The sequence below is a fragment of the Halobacillus shinanisalinarum genome, assembly GCF_022919835.1.
Taxonomy (GTDB): Bacteria; Bacillota; Bacilli; order Bacillales; family Halobacillaceae; genus Halobacillus_A; species Halobacillus_A shinanisalinarum.
This window is the reverse complement of record NZ_CP095074.1, coordinates 881326-907374: the sequence shown is the minus strand read 5'-3', so window position 1 is coordinate 907374 and position 26049 is coordinate 881326. Positions and strand designations below refer to the sequence as shown.

The following is a 26049-nucleotide window of genomic DNA, read 5'->3' as shown; positions in this document are numbered from 1 at the left end:
GGTTATTATTCATGATAGAATGGTAGTGTGTTTGGACATTAATATAGGAGGATGATGAACATGTTTAAGAAAATGGCTACAGATGCTCTAGGCTTAAGTGATATCGGTAGTGTTATCAAACCTGAGGATTACGATAAAGTAGACGCGGACGATTATGTCATGCATGAAGACGATGAGAAAATTTACTTCTTAATAAAATCAAAAGCAGATGAATATTGCTTCACAAATAAAGCACTTATCCATGTAGACGGTACGAGTGCAGCGAGTAAGCAGCGTACACTCCGCAGATATACCTACAGCACCAATCAATTCGCAAATGTTGAGCTTGAAACAGCGGGTACCATTGATTTAGATGTTGAAGTCAAGTTTCAATTGGGGAATACTCAATTTGATATTGATGTGCACAAGAAATTTATTGAAGAGCTTAAAGACCTCTATAAATCATTACTGAAAATATCTGAAATAAATCATGAAAATGACATCCTAACTGGTTATGCAAAGCAAAGTTTGCAGACGGCTTCTTCAACTTTGCAGAATAGCCGGAGTCAAGAAACCCGTGTGTCAGAAGAATTTAAGGATATCAATGAAACGGCATTTAACTGGCTGTTAGAAACGAAAGAGAAGTATCATGTGAAAGACTTCGGTCATGTTTTTGAGTTGTTCATCCAGAACTAGTTAAAAACAGCATCCTCTAATGACAGAGGATGCTGTTTCTTTAGCTTATTAATTTTAAACCGACAGCTGCAGCTATGATAATTCCGATACAAACGAGCCGTCTCCATTCGGCTGGTTCATCGAAATAGATCATCCCTAGAATAGCGCCTCCAGCGGCACCAGTGCCAGTCCAAACAGCATAGGCTGTCCCCATAGGTAATTCTTTCATCGCGATTGAAAGGCAAACGAAGCTGAGCGCAAATCCGGCTAACATAGCTATGATAGCTGTAACGGAACGAGACTTATGGTATTGATTAATCATCGCTACCCCAAACATTTCAAATAACCCAGCGGCTATTAGGACAATCCAGCTCATGCTGTCTCACCTTCCTTGCTGTCATGGGAATCAGTTAATACCTTCAATCCAATAATTCCACTTAACAATAATAAGATGAGCAGGATTTTTGACCACTGAAATGGCACTCCAAATAGGAGGATTTCGGCAAGGACAGTTCCTGCAGTTCCTAAACCAGTAAAAACAGCGTAGGCTGTTCCAACCGGGAGCTTCTTACCAGATGCGATAAGTAGGTAAAAGCTGATATAAATAGCTAGTAACGTTCCGGACCAATCCAGCCAACTATCCGCATGTTTCAGTCCAATTACCCAGCCGACTTCGAAGAGTGCGGCTACGATTAACTTCCCCCATTCCTTATTCATGGCGTACGCCTCCTTTTTGATAAAAAAAAGAGATATCTGCTAATTGAGATATCTCCCGGGCTTTTTTCCCTCCGTGGCACAGCGTGATTTGCTGTGTGTCTTCTCTCGGACCAGTCCGCTCATATGAACGCGGAACCCTAGAAAACAGCTTATAAAGTTACTATTAGTATAGAATAGAAACTTTATTCAGGCAAATAATAGGGGAACAATGAAGAAGGAGGGAAAATGATGGGTAGAGATGAGCATAACAGCGGTAAAGGGAAGAAGAAACACAAACTTCCACAGACGCCAGATCAGCAGAAACATCCTGGCAGGGATATAGAATTTTCTGAGGAAATGGCAGACCACGAAGATTTTGAAGCATTAGAAAGAAGTCGCGAAGCAGATCAACGTGTCCACAACAGAAACCAAGATAAATAAAAGTAAAAAAAAACCACCTCAGGTCATCCATAATCTGGATGACCTGAGGTGGGATTATTTGTTTTTCGGACTAATATTTATTTTTTGTACAGTATAAAATGTTTGAACTTAATTTATTTTATGGTAAAATATAAAATTGTGTTGAAATTTATTTAGCTTTATATACTTACTTATAGAAAATGGAGGGGGAATTGATATGGGGAAAATACACAAATGGTTACCTGCTGTTTTCTTGAGTATTCTTCTTGTACTTGCTGCTTGCGGGAAATCCGAATCTGGTTCTACAAGTAGTGATAGTGAAGGAGAAACGTCAGGAGATAAAGGTACGATTAGTATCGGTATGAATAACTGGGCAGAGAATGTCGCTGTGTCAAATATGTGGAAAATTATTCTGGAAGAAAAAGGATACAATGTGGAGCTTAAACAAGTACAAAAAGGCTTTCTTTATGAAGCGCTCTCAAGCGGTGACTTAGATATTGGGATGGAAATATGGTTGCCAAACACAGATAAGGCTTTTTATGATAAATACAAAGAAGAAATTGACTGGCGTGATACGTGGTATGAGGGTACAAAACTAGGAATTGCTGTACCATCTTATATGGAAGATGTTAATACCATTGAAGATCTTAAGAAACAACCCGATAAGTTTCCAGATCAAAGGATCGTAGGAATTGATGCGGGATCCAGCATTATGTCTTTTACAGAAACCGTACTCAAAGAGTATAATCTGGACAACTATACACTTGCTTCATCCTCTGGCCCGACAATGATGGCAGAACTTAAAAGTTCCATGAAGGAAGAAGAGCCGATCGCCGTTACACTTTGGAAGCCTCACTATGCGTTTGCCCAACTGGATCTTAAGTTCTTAGAAGATCCCAAAAACGTTTATGGTGAATCAGAAAACATTTCTTATGCGGCGCGATTAGGTTTAGAAGAAGATCAGCCTGAAGTTGTTAAATGGTTCGATAACTTCATGATGAATGATCAACAATTAGGAAGTTTAATGGCAGCCTTGAATGAAGCCGAAAGTCCTGAAGAGGGAGCACAGCAATGGATCGATAATAATCAAGACGTTATTGATAAGTGGACTAAATAAGAATGTAAAACAATCTGCTTTGTGTAAAGCAGGTTGTTTTTTTAAAATTTTATAATCTTATTCAGGTCTCTTCCGTGAAAACACTTTAACTGTGACAGACTATAGGGAATTTTCTAATAACAAATGTTACAATAGAAGAGTATGTTCAAAAAGTCATTATAAAGTGAAGCTTTCATCAGTGGGGTTTTCACTGATGGTTCGTTGAGGCCCACACGACGGTGGGTCACACAGACGTTGCCACAGGACGTGACGGTCTTAAGTCTGTTCCTTAAAGTCGGACATTTACGGACAGTTACCCCAAGCCCCTCCCCCGCTTAGTTTCTTATTTTCACGACGATATCTTTGGGGTTTTACTAACCGTTCGTGCGCGATAAACGGCGCATTTTTTGTTGCTCGGTTTTTCCAGTCCTCACGTAGGAAAGGCATACGCTATGGTCCTCGAAACCTTCGCACCTCGAACTTCTTGTGACGCACAGAGGATGTGCTCGTGTCGGTTTTGTCACAGGAGATGATGATCTCCTCATTCGTCATCTTTTTGAACACACACTAGAAAGGATAAAGAGAAAAAGGGGAGATCTAGTGCTACATTCTATAGATCAAGCAAAAAAAACAATTGGGCAAGTTATTATCGGAAAAGATGAGATTATTGAATTACTTTTTACCGCACTATTGTCAGATGGGCATGTTTTATTAGAAAGTGTCCCTGGTTCGGGTAAAACAAAACTTGCCAAGAGTTTTGCAAAAATCATGAATGGTCAGTTCAGCCGGGTCCAATTTACGCCTGACGTCCTGCCGAGTGATGTAACAGGGATTCAGTTTTTCAATCCGAAGACGCAGGAGTTTGAATTAAGAGAAGGCCCCGTTATGACGAATGTGCTTTTAGCGGATGAAGTCAATCGAGCAACACCAAAGACTCAATCAAGCCTGCTCGAAGTGATGGAAGAGAAGCAAACAACGGTTGATGGAGAGACTTTACATATGACACCACCTTTCTTCGTTATTGCAACACAAAATCCTGTAGAAGGAAATCACGGAACCTTCCCTTTGCCTGAGGCTCAGCTTGACCGTTTTCTTTTTAAATTAAATATGGGTTATCCATCAATGAAGGAAGAAAAAGATATTCTCAATGCCTATCGTCTAGAGGAACCGCTTCAAGCGCTGCGAGCATCACTTGAGATGGAAGAGGTGCTTCAGTTACGTGAAGAAGTGAAGAAAATTACAGTTGCTGAGGACACTGTAAATTACCTGCTTGATTTAGTTAGACTAACGAGAAATCATCCAGATATTGAATTAGGTGTCAGTACAAGAGGAGCGCTTGTATTTATGAGAGCAGTGCAAGCAAGAGCTTTATTGAAAGAGCGATCGTATGTTACTCCAAACGATGTAAAAGTGCTTGTCCCTTATGTATTTGGACATCGTATCGTGCTTTCTATGGAGGGTTCCCTCAGGAAAACGACGGAACAGGTGGTCGCTGAAATTATTGAACAAGTTCCTGTTCCAGTGGAGGCAGGGGAAAACTCTTGAAGCAATGGCACAAAGAAATAGATAGTGATTCACATAAAAAATCTGATCTCCTAATTGCCTTTTTTATTTTGACGTTTGTAGCAGCGGTGTATTTAGATAGACCCATCCTTCTAATTCCATCTGGATTAATGTTGACGTTATTTATTGCAGGTAAAGCCTATGACAGGTGGAGCGGGGGAAGCTTCATTTGATTAATCGGAGACAGTCAGTTCGCATGTTTCCTAATGATCGAGAGAACATCCTTTTTCGCCTGCAAAACTATTCAAAGGCACCTGTAATTAACGGAAAGCTTCAGTTCGTGACAGGAACGCCAATGGTGTCAGAGGCTATCCCTTATCTAGAAACACCCGCTGGATATAAGTATTCTTTGCCCCTTTCATTAATGAGAAAAGGTGAGACTACCGTGCAACTGCCTATAGTTGCGAAACATAGAGGCGTGGCTAGAATGAATAATATTAAATTCCTGTTTCCACATTTAGTAAAATTCAAGCCCAATATGATGGAGTTTTTGCCCCGTTTTCAGACAGAAGTGATCGTTTACCCTGAGCTTAAATCTGTTAAAGGGATCGAAGCTATTTTTGAAATAGCACAAGGCAATCAAGCAGCACTTCTTTCCCCATATGAAGATGTATTAACCCCTCTTGGGACGAGGGAGTATGTCTCGAGTGATCCTTTTCACCGAATTCATTGGAAGGCGTACGCTAAAACACAGCAGTTAAGGACAAAGGTTCTGGAGAAACAGGTAGACATCAGCTGGTCTATTGTTGTTAACATTTCAGAAGAAACGAAGCTTGGAAATGTCCACATTTCAAAACATTTGGAAAATCTGCTCTCTTATGCAGCTTTTTTAAACCAATATGCAGTCAAGAAGGACTACCAGACAGATATGTATATTAATGGACGTAAACAGCAAAGCCCGCCTTACTATTACCAGGAAGAAGGGGCAGGGAATCAACATTTACGTGAATCACTTGAAATGTTGGCAAGGATAAGGAAGGATCAACTCATCTTGCCATTAGATGAGTTAATACATAGGATGGAATCCCAATTATATAAAAGGAAAACAATCATTATTATTGGTGAGGTCCCTAATGGAGCCCGAAAACAGCTGGGAATTTGGCAGGCACGAGGAATACGTTTGTTTCAAATCTTAGAAGAAGAAGGTCAAGCTGTTGCTGTCCCTTTAGAAAAAAGGAGGATGGTTCATGCTTGAGAGTCAGAGGTCGATCACTCAATTTTACCAGTATGTAAGTGAAGGGATCCTGTTTTATTTTTTGTTGTTTCCTTTTATTCATATCAGTGAGCTTGAAGTAAATTTTTGGTTTTATACATTGTTGATTCTTGTTTCTTTTCCTTGTTTTAAGGTTGCGAGCCTAAGAAATGTGACAATTGCTCCTTTCGCTCTTGCAGTATCTGTAGTAATAGCTGCAGCTATCTTTTTCCTTGGTTTTCCGATTTCTATAGCAATTCTTGCGACATCTGTTCTTGTCTGGCGATTTTTAGCACATGAACAAGAACCAAATCAAGGAAATGAACTGATTATTTTACTATCAAGTATTCTATTCGTGTTTGTAGAAGTGATGATTACTTATGAACATAGTCTTGTTTTTGCTTTGATGTTACAGTTTATTATCGTTCTTTTTGGTCATCTAATCGCCCACTTTTATCAAGTTCCACAAAACGAACGAAAAAAGGGGAAAAAGAGTCTTTACAGAGGGCTTTTGCTATTTATCTTTGGGGCCATTGTAATGATCTTGGCTTTACGTCCTGTAAGGTGGATGGTTGAATCCGTTTGGCTCTCTATTACAGGTCTTTTTTTGCAGGGAGTAAAAGGTTTTCTTTTTACATTAGAATCAATGGGGTTAGATGTTTCGAATATTCAACCGATTGATGAAAAACCAATGATTGAAATAAACAGACAGGTGGAAGAAGGAACGAAAGAAAATCACGAAAAGCTAATAGCTGATGATAATCAGATTAGCGAGGTTAGCCAGGTTATTGAATGGGGATCGATCATAGCGATTGTGATCATTGCAATGACCGTTATTTTTGTCATGAACCGGAAAAGAAAACAGTCAGTGGAAATGGAAAGCGGGGCTCTACCCGTTCACTATTCTTTAATTTCAGAGAAAGAACTTCAGGAAGACAAGGGAAAACGTTCAATGTTTTGGAGGAGCAAAGGAGAAGGAGACATTCGAATACAATTCTATAAGTTTGAGAAATTCGCTCATAAAAAAGGCTATGGAAGAAAAATGAGTGAATCGGTTGAGGAATGGTTCAACCGTGTACAGTTTAATTTTGTACAAACTGATTTATATCAAAAAGTCCGATATGGTGAGACGCAGTTGAATGATCGGGAAAAAGAACGTTTCTTTGAAGAAATTAAACAACTGCGAACAGAAATATACAATAGAACAGAAAGAAGATAGTTTTCCCTTATGCATGTTTAATCGATTTCATTACCGGAAATAGTCATTAATAGACAACCTAAAGGAGTCGATGAACTATATGGATTTGACAAATGAAATTAAAAAGTTAGAACAAGTACACTTGGAGAAACCTCAACGAGTCTTCACAATGTATTTAAATACGGACCCTTCTGACCCTGATCAGCAAGGCGGTGAATGGAGAATTCATCTTAAAAATGGATTAAATAACTTTGAATCATATCTTCAACAGGAGGATGACTCTGAGGAAAAGCGAAATTTTGCGGCTGTTAAAGAGAAAGTGCAAGCGTATATTGAAGAAAATGAACAGCATTTTGCTAAAAGTGTCGTGCTTTTTGCTACAGCAGATGAATCCATCTGGTTTGCTGAGCGATTGCAAATGCCAGTGAGGAGCGAGTTTTATTGGGAAGAGTCCCCTGTCCTTGATCAATTAAAAGAGATGCAGGAAGCTTTTCCAAAAACAGGTGTCATTTTAACACAAAAAAATCAAATTAAGTTAATTGATGCAGAGCTTGGTCGGTTAAATGATACTCAGATGTTTGAGCTTGATTTAGATACAGAAGATTGGAGGCAACACCAAGGACCGCATCATGCGGATGCATCTATGGGGTCTGGTGGAGCTAAGAGTTCCAAGCAGGATGAATTCCAGGAACGTTTTGAAGCGAATCGTTATCGTTGGTATAAAAGTGTCGCACCAAAGCTTGATAAATTAGCGAAAGTTTACGATTGGAAGCGTATTTATTTAGTTGGCGATAAAGAAGAAACAAAAGACCTTAAAGAGCATATGAACAAGGACATTCATGAGATGGTCAATAAGAATCTGTTAGATCATGAAGAAATGCATGTGCTAAACGAAGTGGTGAGTTAAACTAAAATGAGAAAGGGTGGAAGACATGCAATTAACATTAGAAGTTAATGGAATGACGGGCGCTCATTGTGAGAAGGCTGTAAAAGATGTGCTAAATGCACTTGAAGGGATTCATGGTGTCGATGTTGATGTAAGCAGCGGAAAAGTTGATGTGACTTACGATGAATCTTATGTAGGCAAAGACTTAATGAAAGAAGCAATTGAAGCTCAAGGATATAAGCCGGTAGGTTAATGAAGCAGCCTGACACTTCTAATAGGGAGTGCCAGGCTTTTTTTAATCTTATTATTGTACCGAGTACGGTAATTGGGTTTTATAACCGTTAAATTGTTGATAAGATTGTTGGATCTTCTGCTGTTCAGCTTGTTCAACTGCATACCAGCCATTTTTGAACATGAGATTGTATAAATTGCGTTGACAGTCCTGTGTTTCTTTAAAAATGGTAGACAGATCCTGATATAATGTTTCATTGCTTGCTTCGTTAAGAGCCACAGAGTATGCACCAGTCATATATTTTTCTGTTGTGAGCTGATCATTAATAAAATCACGCTCGTTCATCTGGGGAGTCTTAGGAACGGATGTTTCAGGGTTCTGAATTTTATTAGAAGGTTGATTTTGATTCATGTGAATCACTCCTTAGTTAGGCTTGTTCTGCATGTTCAAATGATTAAGAATTCGGTCATAATGTCGTTGGTGCATCTGTCCAGCTTGTTCCAAAGCTTGCTGTAACTCTGGTGTTTGGCAATTTTGTGCAAAAAAGTGAGCTTTTTTGCATGCATTTAAATTCCAAGACAGCATATCTGAAATATAAAGCTGATCCTTCGTGCTTACGATAGCAGGAACTTGAGCCATCGGTTGTGATTCCTTAAATTGACCAAATTGATTTTGCTGCATATTCGTTCACTCTCCTTATTCTCATTCATTTTAGTATGATCCATATTGGAATTTATATGAGATGAATTGAATAAGTTCCTGTCGAATTTTTGTGCGAAAGAATACCCATTCTCATGAAAAGATGATAAAATATTAATATGTTATCGGTTACAAAATAAATTTTCATCAATATTCTACTCTTGAGGTTTAAAAAGATAAGCTTCTATAGTCGGACATTAGTGGCAGGGGGTTTTTGTATGGAACAACTTCTCCGTAATTTCTTTTTATTTTTATCAAAAAATCGTTTTTTCACTAAGCTGGCTAAACGTTATGGCTTGAGGTTTGGAGCGGGACGTTTCGTTGCAGGTGAAACTATACCTAACGCTGTAGCTACGATTCAACAACTGAATGAGAAGGGTTTGTCTGTAACTATTGATCATTTGGGTGAATTTATCGAGACAGAAAAGGAAGCCAAAGAAGCTGCAGATGGGTGTATTGGAGCTGTAAAAGCGATCGCCGACAATGGGCTTGATTCCCAGCTATCTCTAAAACTGACTTCGATGGGGCTTGATATATCAGAGGATGTCGTTATTGAAAACATGAGACGAATTCTCAAAGTTGCAGAAGAGAAGAATGTATTTATAACGATTGATATGGAAGATCATGAACGTTGTCAAAGAACGCTTGATATCTTCAAGCAGCTGCGTTCAGAGTTTGAACATATTGGTACAGTTCTACAAGCATATTTATATCGTACAGCAGAAGATATTGAAGATTTAGATCAATATAATCCAAATCTTCGTCTTGTAAAAGGTGCCTATAAGGAATCACCCAAAGTTGCTTTTCCAGATAAGAAAGATGTGGATGAGAACTACAAGAAAATTATTAAAATGCACTTGTTAAATGGCAATTATACAGCCATAGCCACACATGACGATGCAATGATTGAATACACAAAGCAAATCGTTGAGGAAAGTAATATACCTAAAGATCAATTTGAATTCCAAATGCTTTACGGGATTAGGGTGGAACGCCAACAGGAATTAGAACAGGAAGGATATAAAATGCGTGTTTATGTTCCTTTTGGAAACGACTGGTATGGATATTTTATGCGTCGTTTAGCTGAGCGTCCAGCCAATGTAGCCTTCGTTCTTAAAGGTGTTCTCGGAAAATAGCTCCTCGAAGAAAAGCATAAGCTGCAATTAGGTTTGTGCTTTTCTTACAAAATAATCTACAAAAAGATTGCGAAATGTCAGAATATATCTTATAGTAAAATTAGATACTTGGAACTGCCAAGATATTTTTTTAACCATAAAATGAATGAGTATTCATTCAAAAGATAAAATTGAATGGGAGGATATCCATATGACGCGAAAAATAAAACGCGCAGCTGTTTTAGGTTCAGGTGTAATGGGAGCTGGAATCGCTGCTCATCTGGCTAATGTGGGGATTCCAACATTAATGTTAGATGTTGTACCTCATGAACTAAATGAGGCTGAAAAAAAGAAAGGGTTGTCACTAGAAGATCGTGCTGTCCGTAATCGTATTGCCTCAATGAATAAAGCGGGATTAAAGAAGCAGAAACCATCACCAATAACCAGTAAGGAAAGCTTGGATTTAATCGAGGTTGGTAATTTGACGGATGATATGAAAAAGCTTCAAGAGGTTGATTGGGTGGTCGAGGTTGTTGTAGAGAACCTTGACATTAAGAAAAAGGTTTTTGCAGACGTTGATCGTTATCGTAAACAAGGCGGTATTATCAGTTCGAACACCTCCGGAATATCCATAGAGGCGATGGCTTCAGGTTGTAGCGAGGATTTTCAAAAGCATTTCCTTGGCACACACTTTTTCAATCCACCGCGTTATTTGAAATTATTAGAAATTATTCCTACGAAAAACACCGATCCTGATGTATTAGCTTTTATGAAAACATTTGGTGAAGATGTCCTTGGTAAAGGAGTCGTAGAGGCAAAGGATACGCCTAACTTTATTGCTAATCGCATTGGAACGTATGGCTTACTCGTAACTGTACAGGAAATGCTTAAAGGTAAATATAGTGTTGGTGAAGTCGATTCTGTCACAGGGCCTTTAATTGGTAGACCTAAAAGTGCCACGTTTAGAACACTTGATGTTGTAGGATTAGATACATTTATTCATGTGGCGAACAATATTCGTGATCAGGTCGAAGGAAAAGAAAAACAAATGTTCGAAGTTCCTGATTTCATGAAATCCATGTTAGAAAAAGGTTGGCTGGGCGCAAAAAGCGGTCAAGGATTTTTTCTGAAAAAGCGAGGAGAAAAAGGAAGCGAAATTCTCCAGTTAAGCACCGACACACTTGACTATGAACCAAGACAGAAACTGAAAACGAAAGCTACAGAGACCGCTAAACAGGAAAAAGGGACAAAGCGGAAATTAAAAGCTATTGTATCTGCTAAGGGTGACCGTGCTGGCGATCTCATATGGTCAATCATGAAACCTGTTCTTGTGTATTCGGCTGAATTGTATGGGGAGATAGCTGATGACGTTCCTTCTATCGATGATGCAATGCGCTGGGGATTTGGCTGGGAAATGGGTCCTTTTGAAATATGGGATGCGATTGGAGTCAAAGATTCTGTGGAGCGGATGAAGTCAGAGGGAGAAACATTGCCCTCATGGATTGAAGAAATGTTAAATGAAGGAAACGAGCATTTTTATAAACAAAAAAATGGAACCGTTTACTATTATGACCGGGGTTCTTATGAACAACTCCATTTTAATCCGAAAAAAATAAACTTAACACGATTAAAAGAAACAAAAGAGGTTGTGAAGAAAAATTCTGGTTCAAGCTTGGTTGATCTTGGTGATGGAGTGCTTGGGTTGGAATTCCATTCCCAGAGTAACGCCATTGGGCTTGATATTATTCAGATGATTAATTATGCCATTGATGAAGTGGATCGTAACTACCAGGGGCTGGTGATCGGTAATCAGGGCAAAAACTTCTGTGTTGGTGCAAATCTTGGAATGATGTTAATGGAAGCACAGGATTTCAACTTCTTTGAAATCGAAATGGTTGTGAAGCAATTCCAGGATGCCATGATGAAGATGAAATATTCAGATAAGCCAGTTGTGTCTGCTCCATTTGGTATGACACTAGGTGGGGGTGCAGAAGTTTGCTTGCCGGCCTCGGCGATTCAGGCTTCTAGTGAAACATATATGGGGTTAGTGGAACCTGGAGTCGGTCTCATTCCTGGCGGAGGCGGAAATAAAGAACTCTATATGAAACATTTGCGAAATGTTCCACAGGGAGTGGATGTTGATTTACAGAAGATAACGAACAGCGTTTTTGAAAAAATTGCAATGGCCCAAGTATCAACTTCTGGAGAGGAAGCGAAAGAGAATGGGTTCTTGGATCAGCAGGATGCCATCAGTGTCAATGGGGATCATTTACTATACGATGCGAAACAAAAAGTACTTGGTCTAGCTAAATCCGGTTACAAGGGGCCGAAACGAACGAAGGTACCTGTTGTAGGAGAACAGGGGTATGCAACGATGCTGCTTGGTGCGAAATCTTTAGTGCTCAGCGGATACGCCAGTGAGCATGATCTTAAGATAGCTGAAAAGCTTGCTTACGTATTAGCAGGGGGGCGCGTAAAAGAAGGAACCCTAGTTGATGAACAATACTTACTTGATTTAGAAAAAGAAGCATTTTTAAGTTTAATTGGTGAAGCCAAGACCCAAGCGAGGATGCAACACATGTTAGTGAAAGGGAAACCACTTCGCAATTAAAGCATAAAAGGGGGAAGGAATGTGAAGGATGCAGTAATTGTAGCAGGAGCAAGAACGCCTGTGGGTCGTGCAAATAAAGGAACACTTGCTCACACACGCCCGGATGATCTGGCGGCGTTAACGATTAGAGAAACATTAAATAGAGCAGGAAATTATGATGGACCAATCGATGATCTCATTATTGGTTGTGCCATGCCAGAAGCTGAGCAAGGAATGAATATGGCACGTAATATTGCCGGTCTTGCGGGATTGCCGCATCAAGTACCGGCCATTACAATTAACCGTTATTGTTCGTCAGGCTTGCAAAGTATTGCCTATGCAGCAGAGAAGATCATGCTTGGACATACGGAAACAGCTATAGCAGGCGGGGCTGAGTCGATGAGCTTAATCCCGATGGGCGGTCATGTCATTAAACCAAATATACAGCTTGTTGAGAATGCACCTGAGTATTATATGTCAATGGGTCACACTGCTGAGGAAGTTGCGAATCGTTTTCATATTTCTCGCGAAGATCAAGATGCCTTTGCTGTTCAAAGTCATCAACGTGCAGCTAAAGCTTTGAAAGAAGGAAAGTTTGAGGATGAAATTGTTCCAGTCGAAGTAAGGAACAGAGTTTTAGATGACGACAATAAGCTAGCAGAACATACGACCACTTTTTCTATGGATGAAGGGGTGCGAGAGGGAACGACAGCAGAAGTTTTAGCTAAGTTAAAGCCAGCCTTCTCTGTAACGGGTTCTGTGACAGCAGGGAATTCGTCACAAATGAGTGATGGGGCAGCATCTGTCCTCGTGATGGACCGTGAAAAGGCTCAAGCTGAAGGTTTGACACCATTGGTAAAGTTCCGTTCTTTCGCCGTAGCAGGAGTGGAGCCCGAAATCATGGGTGTAGGTCCCATTAAGGCTGTTCCTAAGGCTCTGAAATTAGCTGGACTTGAGCTTTCTGACATTGGCTTGTTTGAACTAAATGAAGCTTTTGCTTCTCAATCTTTACAAGTGATCCGCGAGCTTGGTATAGACATGAATAAAGTCAATGTAAATGGTGGAGCGATTGCGTTAGGTCATCCACTTGGCTGTACAGGGACAAAGCTTACATTAAGCTTAATTCATGAAATGAAGAGAAGAAACGAGCAATTTGGTGTTGTCACCATGTGTATTGGCGGTGGAATGGGAGCTGCAGGAGTATTTGAGCTATTATAAGAGGAGGAACTAGAATGAGTGAAACGAAGGAAATAATCAAAGGCGGCGGTTTTCTAGTAGAGGATTTAACAGCGGATGATGTAATTACACCTGAGGATTTTACTGATGAGCATCATATGATTGCGAAGACGACAGAGGATTTCGTTTTAGGTGAAGTAGTTCCAAAGATTGAAAAGCTAGAAAATCATGAATTTGAACACTCCGTAGCATTGCTGAAAAAAGCTGGCGAGCTTGGATTACTAGGTGCTGATGTGCCAGAAGAATATGGTGGACTGCAATTAGATAAGATCAGCTCATCTCTTATTACAGAAAAGTTCTCGCGTGCTGGCGGCTTCTCTGTTACTCATGGAGCTCATGTCGGAATCGGGTCACTTCCTATTGTGTTCTTTGGGAATGAAGACCAGAAGCAGAAATATTTGCCGCTGCTAGCTACAGGGGAAAAATTAGCCGCCTATGCACTTACAGAACCAGGCTCAGGATCTGACGCATTAGGTGCACAGACAAAAGCAACGCTTAATGAAGCTGGTACACATTATGTCTTAAATGGTGAGAAACAGTGGATTACGAATTCTGCATTTGCTGATGTGTTCGTTGTTTACGCAAAAGTCGATGGGGAAAAGTTCACTGCATTTATCCTTGAACGGAACTATAAAGGGGTTTCCACAGGTCCTGAAGAGAAGAAAATGGGGATCAAAAGTTCATCAACCCGTACATTAATACTTGAAGATGTTGAAGTCCCTGTTGAAAATGTACTTGGTGAAATCGGAAAAGGTCATGTGATCGCATTTAATATTCTTAACGTGGGGCGCTATAAGTTAGCAATTGGTGGTGTTGGCGGGGCGAAACAGGCGATCGAAGTAGCCGTGAAATATGCTAATGAACGAAAACAGTTCAAAACACCGATCTCAAGCTTCCCGTTAATTCAAGAAAAGCTTGCATCTGTAGCCGTGAACACATACGCTAACGAAAGTTCCGTTTACCGTACGGTAGGATTATTCGAACAAAGCATGGGCAAATTAAGTGAGGAAGAATTAAAAGATGGAGCGGCTGTGGCAAAAGTGATCGCGGAATATGCTATTGAATGTTCTCTAAATAAGGTGTTTGCTACTGAATTGTTGGATTTTGCTGCTGATGAGGCTGTCCAAATTCATGGTGGATATGGTTTTATGCAAGAGTACGCAGTCGAGCGCATGTATCGTGATTCAAGGATTAATCGTATTTTTGAAGGAACAAATGAAATTAACCGGATGATCGTACCAGGCACATTGCTTAAGAAAGCAATGAAAGGTGAACTGCCGCTGCTACAAAAAGCACAAGCGTTACAAGAGGAAATCATGACAATGATGCCTGAGGAGCCAGGCGATGAAGCACTTGAAAAAGAAAAGTATGTGTTAAAGAATGCGAAGAAGATTGCCTTGTTAGCTGCTGGTCTTGCCGCACAAAAATACGGGGAGAAATTAGAGAATGAACAAGAGCTACTTGTAAATATCGCGGATATTACTGGTGAAATTTATAACATCGAGTCTGCTATCCTACGAACAGAGAAAGCCATTCAGAAGCAAGGAGAAGATAAAAACAAGCAAAAGCTTCTTTACACCCAAGTGTATGTACAGGAGGCATTCAACCGAATAGAAGGTCACGCAAAAGAAACATTAATCGCCGCAGAATCTGGTGATTCGTTACGGATGATGCTTGGTGCTTTACGTAAGCTGACACGCCATACGCCTACAAATGTAATTGCTAAAAAACGTGAAATTGCCAGTGCACTTATTAATGAACAAAAGTATATTGTTTAAATAACGAAAGCCCTGGCTGTGAAGTTATTCATTGTCAGGGCTTTACTTTTTCGCTTTTCTTGAAAGGAATTGCTTTCATTATGAACTATCGAATGATATTTTTAGTATTAGTGTGGTAGAATAAGAATCAACCATGAATGAAGGAGGGGAAAAGGTGTCATTAACCTTCTATTGGTATCCTAATTGTGGGACATGTAAAAAGGCTGAAAAATGGTTGGACGATCAAGGGTTGGATTATGAAGCAGTACATATCGTTGATCACACACCTAATGAAGACAAGCTTCAAGAACTTATTAATCATAGTGAAATCCCCGCCCGCAAATTTTTCAATACAAGCGGGAAGAAATATCGTGAACTAAATATGAAAGATAAGTTAAAGGATGCTTCAGAAAAAGAAATGATTCAGTATCTTGCTTCTGATGGTATGTTAATTAAACGGCCGATTGTAACAGATGGAAAAAAAGTGACCGTCGGCTTTAAGGAAGATCAGTTCATTGAAGCGTGGGTTCAGTGAGCAAATAGCTGGAAATAAAAGCACAAAGCTTTTATGTTTATAATTTCTGTTTATTATTTTAAATTTGGAGGGATAGGTATGAGTTTACCTAAGGACTTACGTTATTCTGAAGAACATGAATGGGTGAAAGAGGAAGACAGCAAAGTTCGTATTGGAATTACTGACTTCGCACAATCTGAACTTGGGGATATTGTTTTCGTAGAACTTCCAGAAGTAGGCGATGACATTGAAGCAGATGAGCCATTCGGCAGTGTTGAATCTGTTAAGACAGTATCAGAATTATATGCGCCGCTAAGTGGAAAAGTGGTAGAAATTAATGAGGAGCTTGAAGACAGCCCGGAATTCGTTAACGAATCTCCTTACGATAAAGCATGGATGATTGTTGTTGAACCAGGCGATTCCTCTGAGATGGACGAACTAATGTCTCCTGAACAATATGAAGAAATGATCAACGAGGACTAGGTGAACTTTTTTTAGAAAAAGGTACAGGCAAGGTAACCTGTGGTTTTGCCTGCATGATCATAGACTGATATTTAATCATGTGCAGACCATGCTAACACAGCATGGTCTGCTTCTGTATAGTGGGTGATAGGGTTGAATGAAGAGAAAATTGTAATCGTTGAAGGAATTACTGATAAAAAGAAGCTCAACAAAGTATTGAAGGACCCTGTTGAGATCATATGTACACACGGTACATTAGGTGTTGAGAGAATGGAGGAATTAATCCTTGATAACAACCTTGATCACCGTCCTGTATTTATCCTGGTAGATGAAGACGATTCTGGCTATAAACTTCGGAAGCAGTTGAGAGAGGAACTTCCACATGCGATCCACATTTATATTGATAAGGCTTTTAGAGAAGTTGCAGCCACTCCTGAGCCTGAATTGGCTCGTGCCTTGCTTAGCCGTCATTTCAACGTTAAGCCGATTTACTTAATTTAGGAGGAAGAACTTGCTTTCTTTAGAACGATTAAATATAGTAAAACAACTCCACGAAAAGAAAGAAGCACTCATATTTATTCACAGTCCTTTTTGTGGAACCTGCCACGTTGCCAGAAAAATGTTAAATACGATTGAAGACTTGTATCAAACAGAACTGTTTTATGAATTAAACGCCTCTCTCAATCCAGGTCTGATGCAGGACTATAAGATCGAAAGTGTTCCTTGTCTGCTTATAATGGAGAGTGGGCATGTGATAGAAAAGGTATATGCCTTTCACTCGGTACCACATATGCTTGGCAAAGTATCAGAATATGTAAAAAGATAGCCCGATTTCCCGGGAAATGACGAACGATTCTATTCAATAAAGGAAGGTTTCAGCCCCCTTTACCTCGAAAACTTTAATAAAGTTATTAAGGGGGCTTGTTTTGGTTGAAATGGTAGAGGAATGGATCAAACGGGTGAACAGCAGAAGAGATTTACTCCCAAAATGGAAGAAGAGAAAAGTGTTTTTAAAGATTCAAGACAATAGATCCGAGTTTATTAATGTTTCTATCACAAGGGAGGGGATGAAACTCGTGCACGAAAACAACCTCAAGGGTGCACTTACGATTTCCTCCTCTAATAAAGTTTTTCAGCAGCTTTTTGGCGGTAATTTGAAGTTAACTTCACTGCCACGCTCCATCGTTAGGTTCGAAGGGGAATATAGGGACGTCCTGTTAGTTGAATCATTACTGATGCTTTCACACTAAATTAAGGTGCCAATCGCTTCTACGATAGTTAAAAAGGAAGCTTTGTCACCAAATTGGTGTGTAACGTAACCATCTCGATTAATAATAATAGTAGTTGGTACTCCTTCACAGTTGTACTCATCATACACTTTACGATGATGATCTTCTAGGGTTGGCTGAGTGAGGAATTTGTCAGTGAAAATTTTACCATCTTGATCATTTCTCTCGCGCCCTTGCACATTAATTGTTAGCATATTCACTTTTTCACGATCTATTGATTGAAAGAGTTGTTCTTTTTTTGGTAAATCAACCCCACAGTCGGGACACCAGGAGGTCCAAAATGTTAGGATGACTACTTTACCAAGGTCATTATTTAATTGGTACGTTTTATTAGAGTTTATATATGGTATTTGAAAGTCTATAGCTTTTTTCATGCCTATTCACCTCTTGTTCTATTGACTAGAATGCAGTACCATGCTAACATAAATCTTAAAGAGGATGTTCAAAAAGTCACCAAATGATAAACGGCGAATTTCTTCGTTGCTCGGTTTTTCCGGTCCTCACGTATGAAAAGCATACGGCTTGCGGTCCTCAAAACTTTTCGCGCCTCGAACTTCTTGTTTCTCATTCGTCAACTTTTTGAACACACACTTAAATGAATAGCGACATCTTCACTTATCCAGAGTGGCTAAGGGACTGGCCCTATGATGCCCAGCAACCGGTTTGAAAGAACACGGTGCTAATTCCAGCAAAGCATTTAGCTTTGAAAGATGAGAAGAGAATCAATTAAAACATCTCTTCTTTTACGAAGGGATTTTTTAATGACTTTTTTTGTTGACAGTAGATATGCATGGTGCTAAAATCCTGTTTATGATGCTTGACTAACTTAAAGTGGTAATGAATTAAAATGATATATCTCTTATCCAGAGAGGCGGAGGGACTGGCCCGTTGATGCCCGGCAACCGTCAAGTTTTGATAACTTGAAAAGGTGCCAATTCCTGCAAAGTTAAACTTTGGCAGATAAGAGAACAGACAACCAAGACGTGTAAACGCCTTTCTGTTCTCGTACAGAAAGGCGTTTTTTTGTATAGAGGGGGAATAATATTGATTTCGATTAAGGATTTGTCTAAGGTCTTTCATACGAAGGATCAAGACGTTCGCGCGGTAGATAAAATGGATCTTTCTATTGAAAAAGGGGAGATTTTTGGAGTCATTGGTTATAGTGGCGCAGGGAAAAGTACATTTATTAGACTTTTGAATCGTTTAGAAGAGCCGAGTGGTGGAAATGTCACTATTGAAAACCAGGATGTGACGAAGTTGAGCAAGAGCAAGCTTCGTTTGGCCAGGCAAGAGATGGGCATGATCTTTCAACATTTTAATTTACTATGGTCAAGAACTGTTTTTGATAACATTGCCTTTCCATTAGAAATAGCGGGTATGAAAAAAGAGGAGCGTAAAAGTCGGGTCAACGAATTGATTGATCTTGTTGGTTTATCTGGAAGGGGAGGTTCTTACCCTTCCCAGTTAAGTGGAGGCCAAAAGCAACGTGTAGGGATTGCTCGTGCTTTAGCCAACAACCCTAAAGTGCTGCTATGTGACGAGGCAACTTCAGCGCTTGACCCGGAAACAACTGATTCCATTTTAGATTTGCTTGTGGATATTAATAATAAACTTGGATTAACGATTGTACTGATTACTCATGAAATGCACGTAATCCGTAAAATATGTCACCGCGTTGCTGTAATGGAACAAGGACATGTCGTCGAGTCGGGTGATGTATTAGATGTATTTTTATATCCAAAACAACAAGTAACCAAGCGTTTCGTTGATCAAGTAATGGGTGATCCTGACCGGAAAGATTCACTCGAACTTATTAATGAAACGTATAAAACTGGTGAAATTATCAAACTTCATTTTGTTGGTGAAAGTACAAATCAGGCGTTAATCAGTGAATTGTCTAGAGAATTTGATGTGGATATCAATATCCTTCACGGGAAAATAACTCAGACACAAAAAGGAGCATATGGAACACTCTTTGTCCAATTTAATGGGGAAAAAGAGGAAATCGCCCGGGCTATTGCCTACATTGGAACTACCTCAGTACAATTGGAGGTGAATCCGAATGTTTAATAACCTATTTCCTAACGTGAAGATAGAAGAAATGATCACGGCAACGAACGAAACATTATATATGACGATTATTTCTGTTGCAGGAACTTTTATTCTCGGGCTGATCCTCGGTCTACTTTTATACTTGTCAGGGCCCGGGGAATTTGGAGAAATAGGGCTTTAAATTGGGTCACTGCCTCAGTAGTAAATGTGTTTCGAGCCATACCGTTTATTATTTTAATACTGCTATTATTTCCTTTTACCGACTTCCTTATGGGAACGATCCGCGGTCCAAAAGCGGCATTGCCTGCTCTAATTATAGGTGGAGCGCCTTTCTATGCAAGACTGGTAGAGATTGCATTGAAAGAAGTGGATAAAGGTGTACTTGAGGCTGCTAAATCGATGGGGGCGAAATATTCGACGGTCATCTTTAAAGTTTTGCTTCCAGAGTCAATGCCAGCGCTTGTTTCAGGTATTACTGTCACAGCCATCGCTTTAATTGGCTATACAGCCGTAGCTGGTGTGATCGGGGCCGGCGGGCTCGGTGACTTTGCTTATTTCTATGGTTTTCAGCGTAGTGACTTTGATGTGGTGTTATTTTGTACAATCTTAATTGTTATTATTGTTTTCATCTTCCAATTTATCGGTGACTTTATATCCCGTAGATTGGATAAAAGATAATTTATATATAAAGGGGATGGAGAAAGTGAAAAAGATATGGTCTAGTATTTTAGCCGTTTTGTTTATTTTAGTTCTTGCTGCATGTGGTTCTTCTGAAGAAGAGAGCTCATCCGGTAATAACAGTGAAGGTGGAGAAGGTCAAACAGAAATTATTGTAGGGGCTACAAGTGTGCCACACTCTGAAATTCTTGAGCAGGCAAAGCCGATGCTTGAAGAAAAAGGAATTACCCTGAAGATTGAAGAATATCAAGACTATATTTTGCCTAACCGTGATTTATCAGAAGGGATTATAGATGCCAACTATTTCCAACACATTCCTTATCTTCAAACACAGGAGGAGGAAAATGGTTACGATTTTGCGAACTTAGGTGGTATTCACATTGAACCAATGGGTATTTATTCTAAAAATATTACTAGCATAGATGAAGTTAAAGACGGTACAACGGTCATTATGAGCCGGTCAGTTGCCGATCATGGACGTATTCTTTCTCTTCTTGAAAAAGAGGGCTTAATCAAATTAGATGAAAGTGTCGATAAAGTAGAAGCAACTATTGATGACATCGTAGAAAATCCGAAAAATCTAAAGTTTGATTCTGGAATAGAAGCAGCATTTCTTCCTGAAACGTATAAGCGTGAAGAAGATGCACTGGTCGCTATTAACACGAACTATGCGATCGAGGCTGGATTAAATCCAAGTGAAGATGCACTACTTCTTGAAGGCTCCGACTCACCTTATGTAAACGTGGTAGCAGCAAAGAGTGAAGATAAAGATTCTGAAGCATTAAATACTCTTGTAGAAGTGCTCCATTCTGAAAAAATTCAGACTTTTATTAAAGAGGAGTATGAGGGTGCAGTTGTTCCAGTAGATGGATCTGCTGAATAATGTAAAGGATAAAATGCGTGACTCGGTTCATACTAATCGAAGTCACGCATTTCATTTAGGGAGGCATTATACATGGAACAAGAAGTGAATTGGACGTCAACCTTTTTAGAGGAATATAAGCATGGGATAGGGATATTTTCAAAGAAAATGCCCGAAGTTGCTCACCATTTTAATGAGTTTTCGGAAAGCTGCTTTAAAGAAGGAGAACTTTCAAAAAAGCAAAAACAGCTTATGGCATTGGGGATAAGCATTGTGGCACAAGATGAATATTGCATGGTTTACCATACGAAGGGCTGTGTAGATCAGGGAGCAAGTGAACAGGAAGTGATGGAAGCATGCGGTGTAGCAGCAGCGTTTGGGGGCGGTGCGGCGTTGAGTCAAGCAGTGACACTAGTACAAGACGCTTTTACAGATTTATCAAAAGCTAAACACTAGCCATATCTTGAAAAATAGAGAAAATTTAATGTACGGTAAAGATATCCTTGTATAAGTGTGTATTTTTATTCATAATCAGGATAGAAACGAAATTTTGGGTTTAAACCGACTTTGGCTGTGTTAAAGTACTGTGGTATGCTAAATTGTGTAAAAAATCTGAAAGGGTTGATTTATTATTAGTGACTATCTGAGTTTGAATTACACTGCTGAAATGGAAAAAGCGATGCATCAAGCACACAACATAAGCTACGCAGAGTACAGCAGCAGGTTGGATCAAAGATTAAAGGTCGAGGAAAAACGCCAACGGGAATTCGAACAAAGTCAGAAAATGGTCGCGCAAGTAGATCGTCAACTTCATAAATAGACGAGTAAAAAATCAGGTGGTCTTAGGCCACCTGATTTTTTGTTAGGCAAATTTATGTTAATATAATAAGGAAAGAATTAGTGATAAACCATGTACTTATCTTATGTTGAAGTAGTGTCGGATCAATGGAAATGAGTTGATATCAGATTCTAAATGATATAAGATTGTAATGAGAATAAATTGAGAATGGTTTTTGATCCACAACAACCAGCACATTCAATAATAATAGATATACTGGAGGTATTATTTATGGCAGGATCAACGCTTGAAATCAAAGATCTTCACGTAGAAATTGAAGGTCAGCAAATCTTAAAAGGTGTAAATCTTACAATTACAGGTGGAGAGTTCCACGCTGTTATGGGACCTAACGGAACAGGTAAATCGACACTTGCTTCCGCAGTTATGGGGCACCCTAAATATGAAGTTACGCAAGGTGAAATTCTCCTTGATGGAGAGAACGTTCTTGAAATGGAAGTGGACGAGCGTGCTCAAGCAGGTTTATTCTTGGCCATGCAATACCCAAGTGAAATCAGCGGTGTGACGAACTCAGACTTTCTTCGTTCAGCAATTAACGCTCAACGTGAAGAAGGCGATGAGATTTCTTTAATGAAATTTATTAAGGAAATGGATGGTACGATGGACACCCTTGATATGGATAAGAATATGGCGCAGCGTTATCTTAACGAAGGATTCTCCGGCGGTGAGAAAAAACGGAATGAAATCCTTCAGCTGATGATGGTTAAGCCGGCTATTGCTATTTTGGATGAAATTGATTCTGGTTTGGATATTGACGCACTAAAGGTTGTAGCAAAAGGGATCAACCAAATGCGTAATGATACATTCGGATGCTTAATGATTACACACTATCAACGTCTTCTTAATTACATCACACCAGACAAAGTGCATGTGATGATGCAAGGACGTGTTGTGAAGTCAGGTGGACCTGAATTGGCACAGCGCCTTGAAGAAGAGGGTTATGATTGGATCAAGCAAGAGCTTGGCATCGAAGACGAAACCATCGGTCAACAAGCGTAATAGATAGGAGGGATCATTATGACTGTAGAAGTCTCACTACCATACGATAAAGAATATGTAACAAAATTCTCTCAAGGCTTAAACGAACCAGAGTGGATGAAAACCCTTCGTCTGCGTGCCCTGGATAAATCGGAATCACTAGAGATGCCGAAGCCTGATAAAACTAATGTAAGTAAATGGAACTTCTCGGACTTTAAACATGATGTCAGCGGGGAAAAGATTGAGTCACTAGGGGAACTTCCTGAAGAGATTCAAAACTTCCTGGATCAAGAAAAAGAGCAGCAAAACTTAGTGATCCAGCGTAATCATACGGTCGCTTATGGCAGTTTGGATCAAAAGTTGAAAGATCTAGGGGTTGTTTTCACTGATATGAAAACAGCTATACTTGAGCATAGTGATTTAGTGCAACAATATTATATGACAGATGCTGTACATGCTGATGAGCATCGTTTGACGGCGTTACACGCTGCTCTTATGAACGGCGGGGTTTTCTTATATGTTCCTAAGAATGTGGAAATTGAAGAACCTCTTCAGGCCATTTTTTGGCAGGAGGATCCGGAAGCTTCTTTAATTAACCACGTGTTAGTTGTAGCAGAGGAAAATAGTTCAGTAACGTATGTAGAGAACTATATCTCTCATAATAAAGAGGAAAGAACGTCTGCTAATATTGTTACAGAAGTTTTTGCCAAGGCCGGATCCAAAGTTGATTTTGGGGCTGTAGATAACTTTGATGTGGGAACAACAGTTTATGCAAATCGTCGCGGAGTTGTTGATCGCGATGCAACAATTGAATGGGCGCTTGGACAAATGAATGAAGGCGATACAGTCTCAGAGAATATCACGCATTTACTTGGTGACAACTCTCATTCAAATGCTAAGACAGTTGCGATTGGACGCGGAGCACAAAAACAAAACTTCACAGCAAACATCACTCATTTTGGAGAAGGTTCAGAAGGATATATCCTACAACATGGTGTAATGAAAGATAAGTCTTCTGGTATCTTTAATGGAATCGGGAAAATTGAGCATGGGGCTACTAAATCAAATGCAGAGCAGGAATCACGTGTTCTTATGTTGAGTAAGGATGCACGTGGTGATGCAAACCCTATTCTGCTTATTGATGAAGATGATGTAACGGCAGGTCATGCCGCTTCTGTCGGTCGTGTAGATCCAATTCAGCTGTATTACTTGATGAGCCGCGGCATCTCTAAGGTAGAGGCTGAGCGTTTAGTTATTCACGGCTTTCTGGCACCTGTTGTGAATCAACTTCCTGTAAAAGCTGTCAAAGAACAGTTAACGAAAGTGATCGAAAGGAAAGTCTATTAATGGATATTAAAGCGGTTCGTGATGCTTTCCCGATTCTGCATCAGGAAGTAAATGGACACCCGCTTGTATATTTAGACTCTTCCGCTACATCTCAAAAGCCAACCAAGGTCATTGAGAAATTGGAAGAATATTATCGCGGCTACAATTCCAATGTACACCGTGGTGTGCATACACTGGGGACGCGGGCAACAGATGAGTATGAAGGTGCTCGTGAAAAAGTTCGCAGATTTATTCATGCAGCAAGTACGCAAGAGATCATTTTCACCAGAGGAACAACAACAGCGATAAATACAGTTGCTGTGAGCTATGGGCATGCTAACCTGAGTGAAGGTGATGAAATTGTGATCACCCCGATGGAACACCATAGTAATATTATTCCGTGGCAGCAATTGGCTAAAGCCACTGGGGCCACGTTGAAATATATGCCACTTCAGCCTGATGGGACCATTCTCATGGATGATGCCGAGAAGACGATCACAGAAAATGCGAAGATTGTAGCTGTTGCACATGTATCCAATGTGCTTGGAACCATAAACCCTATTAAAGAGATTGCTGCTATCGCGCATCGTAAGGGTGCTGTTATGTTGGTTGATGGAGCTCAGGGGGCACCGCATTTGAATGTGGATGTACAAGAGCTCGATTGCGACTTTTATGCTTTCTCAGGTCATAAAATGTGTGGTCCTACAGGGATCGGCGTTCTGTACGGGAAGCGGTCTTTACTCAATGAGATGGAGCCTGTCGAGTTTGGTGGAGAGATGATCGACTTTGTTAATCTTTATGATTCAACGTGGAAGGAGCTTCCTTGGAAATTTGAAGGAGGTACACCAATTATTGCAGGTGCTGTAGGGCTTGGTGCTGCAATTGATTTCCTTAATGAGGTTGGATTAGATGAAATAGCCGAGCATGAGCATAAGCTTGTTGAGTATGCACAGCAGCAAATGAAGACAATCGAAGGATTAACGATCTATGGGCCTGATAAACGAGCAGGCCTAGTGACTTTCAACCTGGCAGATGTACACCCACATGATCTGGCAACAGTACTTGATGCGGAAGGAATAGCTGTTCGTGCTGGCCACCATTGTGCTCAGCCGTTAATGAAGTGGCTTGAGGTTTCTGCTACAGCTCGAGCCAGCTTTTATCTTTACAACACAGAAGAAGATATCGATCGATTCGTTCAGGGATTACAAACAACAAAGGAGTATTTTGGCGATGTCTTTTAATAACCTAGATACACTCTACCGCCAAGTTATTATGGATCATTACAAAAATCCTCGTAATCGTGGTACAGTAGAGGGAGATCACCTTACTGTTGATATGAATAATCCAACGTGTGGTGATCGAATACAACTTCAGTTGCAAGTAAATGAAGGCATAGTTGAAGATGCTAAATTTGATGGCGAAGGCTGTTCAATCAGCATGTCCTCAGCATCGATGATGACACAGGCGATCAAAGGGCAGAAAATTGAAGATGCAGTGAAGATGTCACACATGTTTTCTGAGTTAATGCTTGGAAATGAAGTGGAGGATGACAGCATCGATCTTGGGGACATTGAAGCCTTGCAAGGTGTAGCTAAGTTTCCAGCACGCATTAAGTGTGCTACGCTTGCATGGAAAGCAATGGAAAAAGGTGTGGACGACGAACAAGAAGCTTAATTGTTTTTATATACCAAAAGGAGG

Annotated in this window: 30 protein-coding genes, 1 pseudogene and 3 riboswitches; of the genes and pseudogenes, 26 read left to right on the top strand and 5 right to left on the bottom strand. The window is 40.0% G+C overall.

Translation table 11 applies throughout. The features are described 5' to 3' along the window. The first annotated feature begins 60 nt into the window (after nt 1-60). Entirely contained in the window at nt 61-675 is a 615-nt protein-coding gene (locus MUO14_RS04835) for a PH domain-containing protein (RefSeq protein ID WP_244753939.1), read from the top strand. Nucleotides 676-715: 40 nt separating this feature from the next. Here the strand turns inward: MUO14_RS04835 and MUO14_RS04830 are convergent, their stop codons facing one another. Together MUO14_RS04830 and MUO14_RS04825 are read right to left on the bottom strand one after the other, a co-directional pair. Then, complete coding sequence (locus tag MUO14_RS04830) at nt 716-1030, bottom strand: DMT family transporter (RefSeq protein WP_244753938.1); 315 nt, start codon at nt 1028-1030, stop codon at nt 716-718. After that, nucleotides 1027-1371, bottom strand: a complete 345-nt coding sequence (locus MUO14_RS04825) for a DMT family transporter (RefSeq protein WP_244753937.1) — start codon at nt 1369-1371, stop codon at nt 1027-1029. Before MUO14_RS04825 ends, MUO14_RS04830 begins: the two co-directional genes overlap by 4 nt. 50 nt (nt 1372-1421) lie before the next feature. Further along, nucleotides 1422-1523, bottom strand: a riboswitch (guanidine-I (ykkC/yxkD leader). A 76-nt stretch (nt 1524-1599) separates the two neighbouring features. Here MUO14_RS04825 and MUO14_RS04820 point away from each other — a divergent pair. From MUO14_RS04820 to MUO14_RS04785, 8 genes are all read left to right on the top strand, one after another. After that, entirely contained in the window at nt 1600-1791 is a 192-nt protein-coding gene (locus tag MUO14_RS04820; protein ID WP_244753936.1) for a YfhD family protein, read from the top strand. A gap of 196 nt (nt 1792-1987) precedes the next feature. Further along, nucleotides 1988-2887: a glycine betaine ABC transporter substrate-binding protein gene (locus MUO14_RS04815; protein ID WP_244753935.1), complete on the top strand. Its 900-nt coding sequence runs from the start codon at nt 1988-1990 to the stop codon at nt 2885-2887. Between the two features lie 579 nt (nt 2888-3466). Then, nucleotides 3467-4411, top strand: coding sequence for an AAA family ATPase (locus MUO14_RS04810; RefSeq protein WP_244753934.1), 945 nt, complete (start codon nt 3467-3469; stop codon nt 4409-4411). Continuing rightward, a complete protein-coding gene (locus tag MUO14_RS04805) occupies nt 4408-4602 on the top strand; it encodes a hypothetical protein (protein ID WP_244753933.1) in 195 nt (64 codons plus the stop codon). The genes MUO14_RS04810 and MUO14_RS04805 overlap by 4 nt, the downstream gene beginning before the upstream one ends. Further along, nucleotides 4599-5624 carry a DUF58 domain-containing protein gene (locus tag MUO14_RS04800; RefSeq protein ID WP_244753932.1) on the top strand — a complete coding sequence of 342 codons (1026 nt, stop codon included), beginning with the start codon at nt 4599-4601 and terminating at the stop codon, nt 5622-5624. Before MUO14_RS04805 ends, MUO14_RS04800 begins: the two co-directional genes overlap by 4 nt. Beyond that, nucleotides 5617-6840: a hypothetical protein gene (locus MUO14_RS04795; RefSeq protein WP_244753931.1), complete on the top strand. Its 1224-nt coding sequence runs from the start codon at nt 5617-5619 to the stop codon at nt 6838-6840. Before MUO14_RS04800 ends, MUO14_RS04795 begins: the two co-directional genes overlap by 8 nt. A gap of 79 nt (nt 6841-6919) precedes the next feature. Beyond that, nucleotides 6920-7726, top strand: a complete 807-nt coding sequence (locus tag MUO14_RS04790) for a VLRF1 family aeRF1-type release factor (RefSeq protein WP_244753930.1) — start codon at nt 6920-6922, stop codon at nt 7724-7726. Nucleotides 7727-7751: 25 nt separating this feature from the next. After that, complete coding sequence (locus MUO14_RS04785; RefSeq protein ID WP_244753929.1) at nt 7752-7958, top strand: cation transporter; 207 nt, start codon at nt 7752-7754, stop codon at nt 7956-7958. Nucleotides 7959-8009: 51 nt separating this feature from the next. Here the strand turns inward: MUO14_RS04785 and MUO14_RS04780 are convergent, their stop codons facing one another. Both MUO14_RS04780 and MUO14_RS04775 read right to left on the bottom strand, forming a co-directional pair. After that, on the bottom strand, nt 8010-8348 hold the full coding sequence (locus tag MUO14_RS04780) for a spore coat protein (protein ID WP_244753928.1): 339 nt from the start codon (nt 8346-8348) through the stop codon (nt 8010-8012). A 12-nt stretch (nt 8349-8360) separates the two neighbouring features. Further along, a complete protein-coding gene (locus tag MUO14_RS04775) occupies nt 8361-8618 on the bottom strand; it encodes a hypothetical protein (RefSeq protein ID WP_244753927.1) in 258 nt (85 codons plus the stop codon). A gap of 236 nt (nt 8619-8854) precedes the next feature. Here MUO14_RS04775 and MUO14_RS04770 point away from each other — a divergent pair, with 236 nt between their 5' ends. From MUO14_RS04770 to MUO14_RS04730, 9 genes are all read left to right on the top strand, one after another. Then, the gene (locus MUO14_RS04770; RefSeq protein WP_244753926.1) at nt 8855-9772 is read left to right on the top strand and encodes a proline dehydrogenase family protein; all 918 of its coding nucleotides are present in this window, start codon (nt 8855-8857) and stop codon (nt 9770-9772) included. A gap of 190 nt (nt 9773-9962) precedes the next feature. Next, a complete protein-coding gene (locus tag MUO14_RS04765; RefSeq protein ID WP_244753925.1) occupies nt 9963-12362 on the top strand; it encodes a 3-hydroxyacyl-CoA dehydrogenase/enoyl-CoA hydratase family protein in 2400 nt (799 codons plus the stop codon). Between the two features lie 21 nt (nt 12363-12383). Beyond that, nucleotides 12384-13559 carry an acetyl-CoA C-acetyltransferase gene (locus MUO14_RS04760; protein ID WP_244753924.1) on the top strand — a complete coding sequence of 392 codons (1176 nt, stop codon included), beginning with the start codon at nt 12384-12386 and terminating at the stop codon, nt 13557-13559. Between the two features lie 14 nt (nt 13560-13573). Continuing rightward, nucleotides 13574-15355, top strand: a complete 1782-nt coding sequence (locus MUO14_RS04755; protein WP_244753923.1) for an acyl-CoA dehydrogenase family protein — start codon at nt 13574-13576, stop codon at nt 15353-15355. 154 nt (nt 15356-15509) lie between these two features. Next, nucleotides 15510-15869, top strand: coding sequence for an arsenate reductase family protein (locus tag MUO14_RS04750; protein WP_244753922.1), 360 nt, complete (start codon nt 15510-15512; stop codon nt 15867-15869). Between the two features lie 78 nt (nt 15870-15947). Continuing rightward, on the top strand, nt 15948-16331 hold the full coding sequence (gcvH, locus tag MUO14_RS04745; protein ID WP_244753921.1) for a glycine cleavage system protein GcvH: 384 nt from the start codon (nt 15948-15950) through the stop codon (nt 16329-16331). A 132-nt stretch (nt 16332-16463) separates the two neighbouring features. Next, nucleotides 16464-16811, top strand: coding sequence for a toprim domain-containing protein (locus tag MUO14_RS04740; protein WP_244753920.1), 348 nt, complete (start codon nt 16464-16466; stop codon nt 16809-16811). Between the two features lie 10 nt (nt 16812-16821). After that, the gene (locus MUO14_RS04735; protein WP_244753919.1) at nt 16822-17136 is read left to right on the top strand and encodes a thioredoxin family protein; all 315 of its coding nucleotides are present in this window, start codon (nt 16822-16824) and stop codon (nt 17134-17136) included. 100 nt (nt 17137-17236) lie between these two features. Continuing rightward, nucleotides 17237-17560, top strand: a complete 324-nt coding sequence (locus tag MUO14_RS04730) for a hypothetical protein (protein ID WP_244753918.1) — start codon at nt 17237-17239, stop codon at nt 17558-17560. On the opposite strand, the gene MUO14_RS04725 is transcribed toward MUO14_RS04730, so the two are convergent. Beyond that, complete coding sequence (locus MUO14_RS04725) at nt 17557-17973, bottom strand: TlpA family protein disulfide reductase (RefSeq protein WP_244753917.1); 417 nt, start codon at nt 17971-17973, stop codon at nt 17557-17559. The two genes, MUO14_RS04730 and MUO14_RS04725, sit on opposite strands and share 4 nt — an antisense overlap. 238 nt (nt 17974-18211) lie before the next feature. Beyond that, a riboswitch (SAM riboswitch) is annotated at nt 18212-18316 on the top strand. Between the two features lie 139 nt (nt 18317-18455). Further along, a riboswitch (SAM riboswitch) is annotated at nt 18456-18566 on the top strand. A gap of 77 nt (nt 18567-18643) precedes the next feature. On the opposite strand from MUO14_RS04725, the gene MUO14_RS04720 reads away from it, so the two are divergent. The 8 genes and pseudogenes from MUO14_RS04720 to sufU all read left to right on the top strand — a co-directional run bounded on the left by MUO14_RS04720 (nt 18644) and on the right by sufU (nt 26025). Then, complete coding sequence (locus MUO14_RS04720) at nt 18644-19669, top strand: methionine ABC transporter ATP-binding protein (RefSeq protein ID WP_244753916.1); 1026 nt, start codon at nt 18644-18646, stop codon at nt 19667-19669. Continuing rightward, nucleotides 19662-20329 (top strand): annotated as a pseudogene (locus MUO14_RS04715) (methionine ABC transporter permease). Before MUO14_RS04720 ends, MUO14_RS04715 begins: the two are co-directional and overlap by 8 nt. 25 nt (nt 20330-20354) lie before the next feature. After that, entirely contained in the window at nt 20355-21212 is an 858-nt protein-coding gene (locus MUO14_RS04710) for a MetQ/NlpA family ABC transporter substrate-binding protein (RefSeq protein ID WP_244753915.1), read from the top strand. Between the two features lie 72 nt (nt 21213-21284). Further along, a complete protein-coding gene (locus MUO14_RS04705) occupies nt 21285-21647 on the top strand; it encodes a carboxymuconolactone decarboxylase family protein (RefSeq protein ID WP_244753914.1) in 363 nt (120 codons plus the stop codon). 613 nt (nt 21648-22260) lie between these two features. After that, nucleotides 22261-23046, top strand: a complete 786-nt coding sequence (sufC, locus tag MUO14_RS04700; RefSeq protein ID WP_244753913.1) for a Fe-S cluster assembly ATPase SufC — start codon at nt 22261-22263, stop codon at nt 23044-23046. 18 nt (nt 23047-23064) lie between these two features. Beyond that, nucleotides 23065-24372 (top strand): Fe-S cluster assembly protein SufD, encoded by a 1308-nt coding sequence (gene sufD / locus MUO14_RS04695; RefSeq protein WP_244753912.1) that lies wholly within the window; start codon nt 23065-23067, stop codon nt 24370-24372. Further along, nucleotides 24372-25592 carry a cysteine desulfurase gene (locus MUO14_RS04690; RefSeq protein ID WP_244753911.1) on the top strand — a complete coding sequence of 407 codons (1221 nt, stop codon included), beginning with the start codon at nt 24372-24374 and terminating at the stop codon, nt 25590-25592. Before sufD ends, MUO14_RS04690 begins: the two co-directional genes overlap by 1 nt. Beyond that, nucleotides 25582-26025 (top strand): Fe-S cluster assembly sulfur transfer protein SufU, encoded by a 444-nt coding sequence (sufU, locus tag MUO14_RS04685; RefSeq protein WP_244753910.1) that lies wholly within the window; start codon nt 25582-25584, stop codon nt 26023-26025. The genes MUO14_RS04690 and sufU overlap by 11 nt, the downstream gene beginning before the upstream one ends. Nucleotides 26026-26049 lie beyond the last annotated feature (24 nt).

Coding starts and splice junctions, on each gene's coding strand:
- MUO14_RS04835 (WP_244753939.1), top strand. CDS start 61: ATGTTTAAGAAAATGGCTACAGATGCTCTAGGCTTAAGTGATATCGGT.
- MUO14_RS04830 (WP_244753938.1), bottom strand. CDS start 1,030: ATGAGCTGGATTGTCCTAATAGCCGCTGGGTTATTTGAAATGTTTGGG.
- MUO14_RS04825 (WP_244753937.1), bottom strand. CDS start 1,371: ATGAATAAGGAATGGGGGAAGTTAATCGTAGCCGCACTCTTCGAAGTC.
- MUO14_RS04820 (WP_244753936.1), top strand. CDS start 1,600: ATGGGTAGAGATGAGCATAACAGCGGTAAAGGGAAGAAGAAACACAAA.
- MUO14_RS04815 (WP_244753935.1), top strand. CDS start 1,988: ATGGGGAAAATACACAAATGGTTACCTGCTGTTTTCTTGAGTATTCTT.
- MUO14_RS04795 (WP_244753931.1), top strand. CDS start 5,617: ATGCTTGAGAGTCAGAGGTCGATCACTCAATTTTACCAGTATGTAAGT.
- MUO14_RS04790 (WP_244753930.1), top strand. CDS start 6,920: ATGGATTTGACAAATGAAATTAAAAAGTTAGAACAAGTACACTTGGAG.
- MUO14_RS04785 (WP_244753929.1), top strand. CDS start 7,752: ATGCAATTAACATTAGAAGTTAATGGAATGACGGGCGCTCATTGTGAG.
- MUO14_RS04780 (WP_244753928.1), bottom strand. CDS start 8,348: ATGAATCAAAATCAACCTTCTAATAAAATTCAGAACCCTGAAACATCC.
- MUO14_RS04775 (WP_244753927.1), bottom strand. CDS start 8,618: ATGCAGCAAAATCAATTTGGTCAATTTAAGGAATCACAACCGATGGCT.
- MUO14_RS04770 (WP_244753926.1), top strand. CDS start 8,855: ATGGAACAACTTCTCCGTAATTTCTTTTTATTTTTATCAAAAAATCGT.
- MUO14_RS04765 (WP_244753925.1), top strand. CDS start 9,963: ATGACGCGAAAAATAAAACGCGCAGCTGTTTTAGGTTCAGGTGTAATG.
- MUO14_RS04755 (WP_244753923.1), top strand. CDS start 13,574: ATGAGTGAAACGAAGGAAATAATCAAAGGCGGCGGTTTTCTAGTAGAG.
- gcvH (WP_244753921.1), top strand. CDS start 15,948: ATGAGTTTACCTAAGGACTTACGTTATTCTGAAGAACATGAATGGGTG.
- MUO14_RS04725 (WP_244753917.1), bottom strand. CDS start 17,973: ATGAAAAAAGCTATAGACTTTCAAATACCATATATAAACTCTAATAAA.
- MUO14_RS04705 (WP_244753914.1), top strand. CDS start 21,285: ATGGAACAAGAAGTGAATTGGACGTCAACCTTTTTAGAGGAATATAAG.
- sufC (WP_244753913.1), top strand. CDS start 22,261: ATGGCAGGATCAACGCTTGAAATCAAAGATCTTCACGTAGAAATTGAA.
- sufD (WP_244753912.1), top strand. CDS start 23,065: ATGACTGTAGAAGTCTCACTACCATACGATAAAGAATATGTAACAAAA.
- MUO14_RS04690 (WP_244753911.1), top strand. CDS start 24,372: ATGGATATTAAAGCGGTTCGTGATGCTTTCCCGATTCTGCATCAGGAA.
- sufU (WP_244753910.1), top strand. CDS start 25,582: ATGTCTTTTAATAACCTAGATACACTCTACCGCCAAGTTATTATGGAT.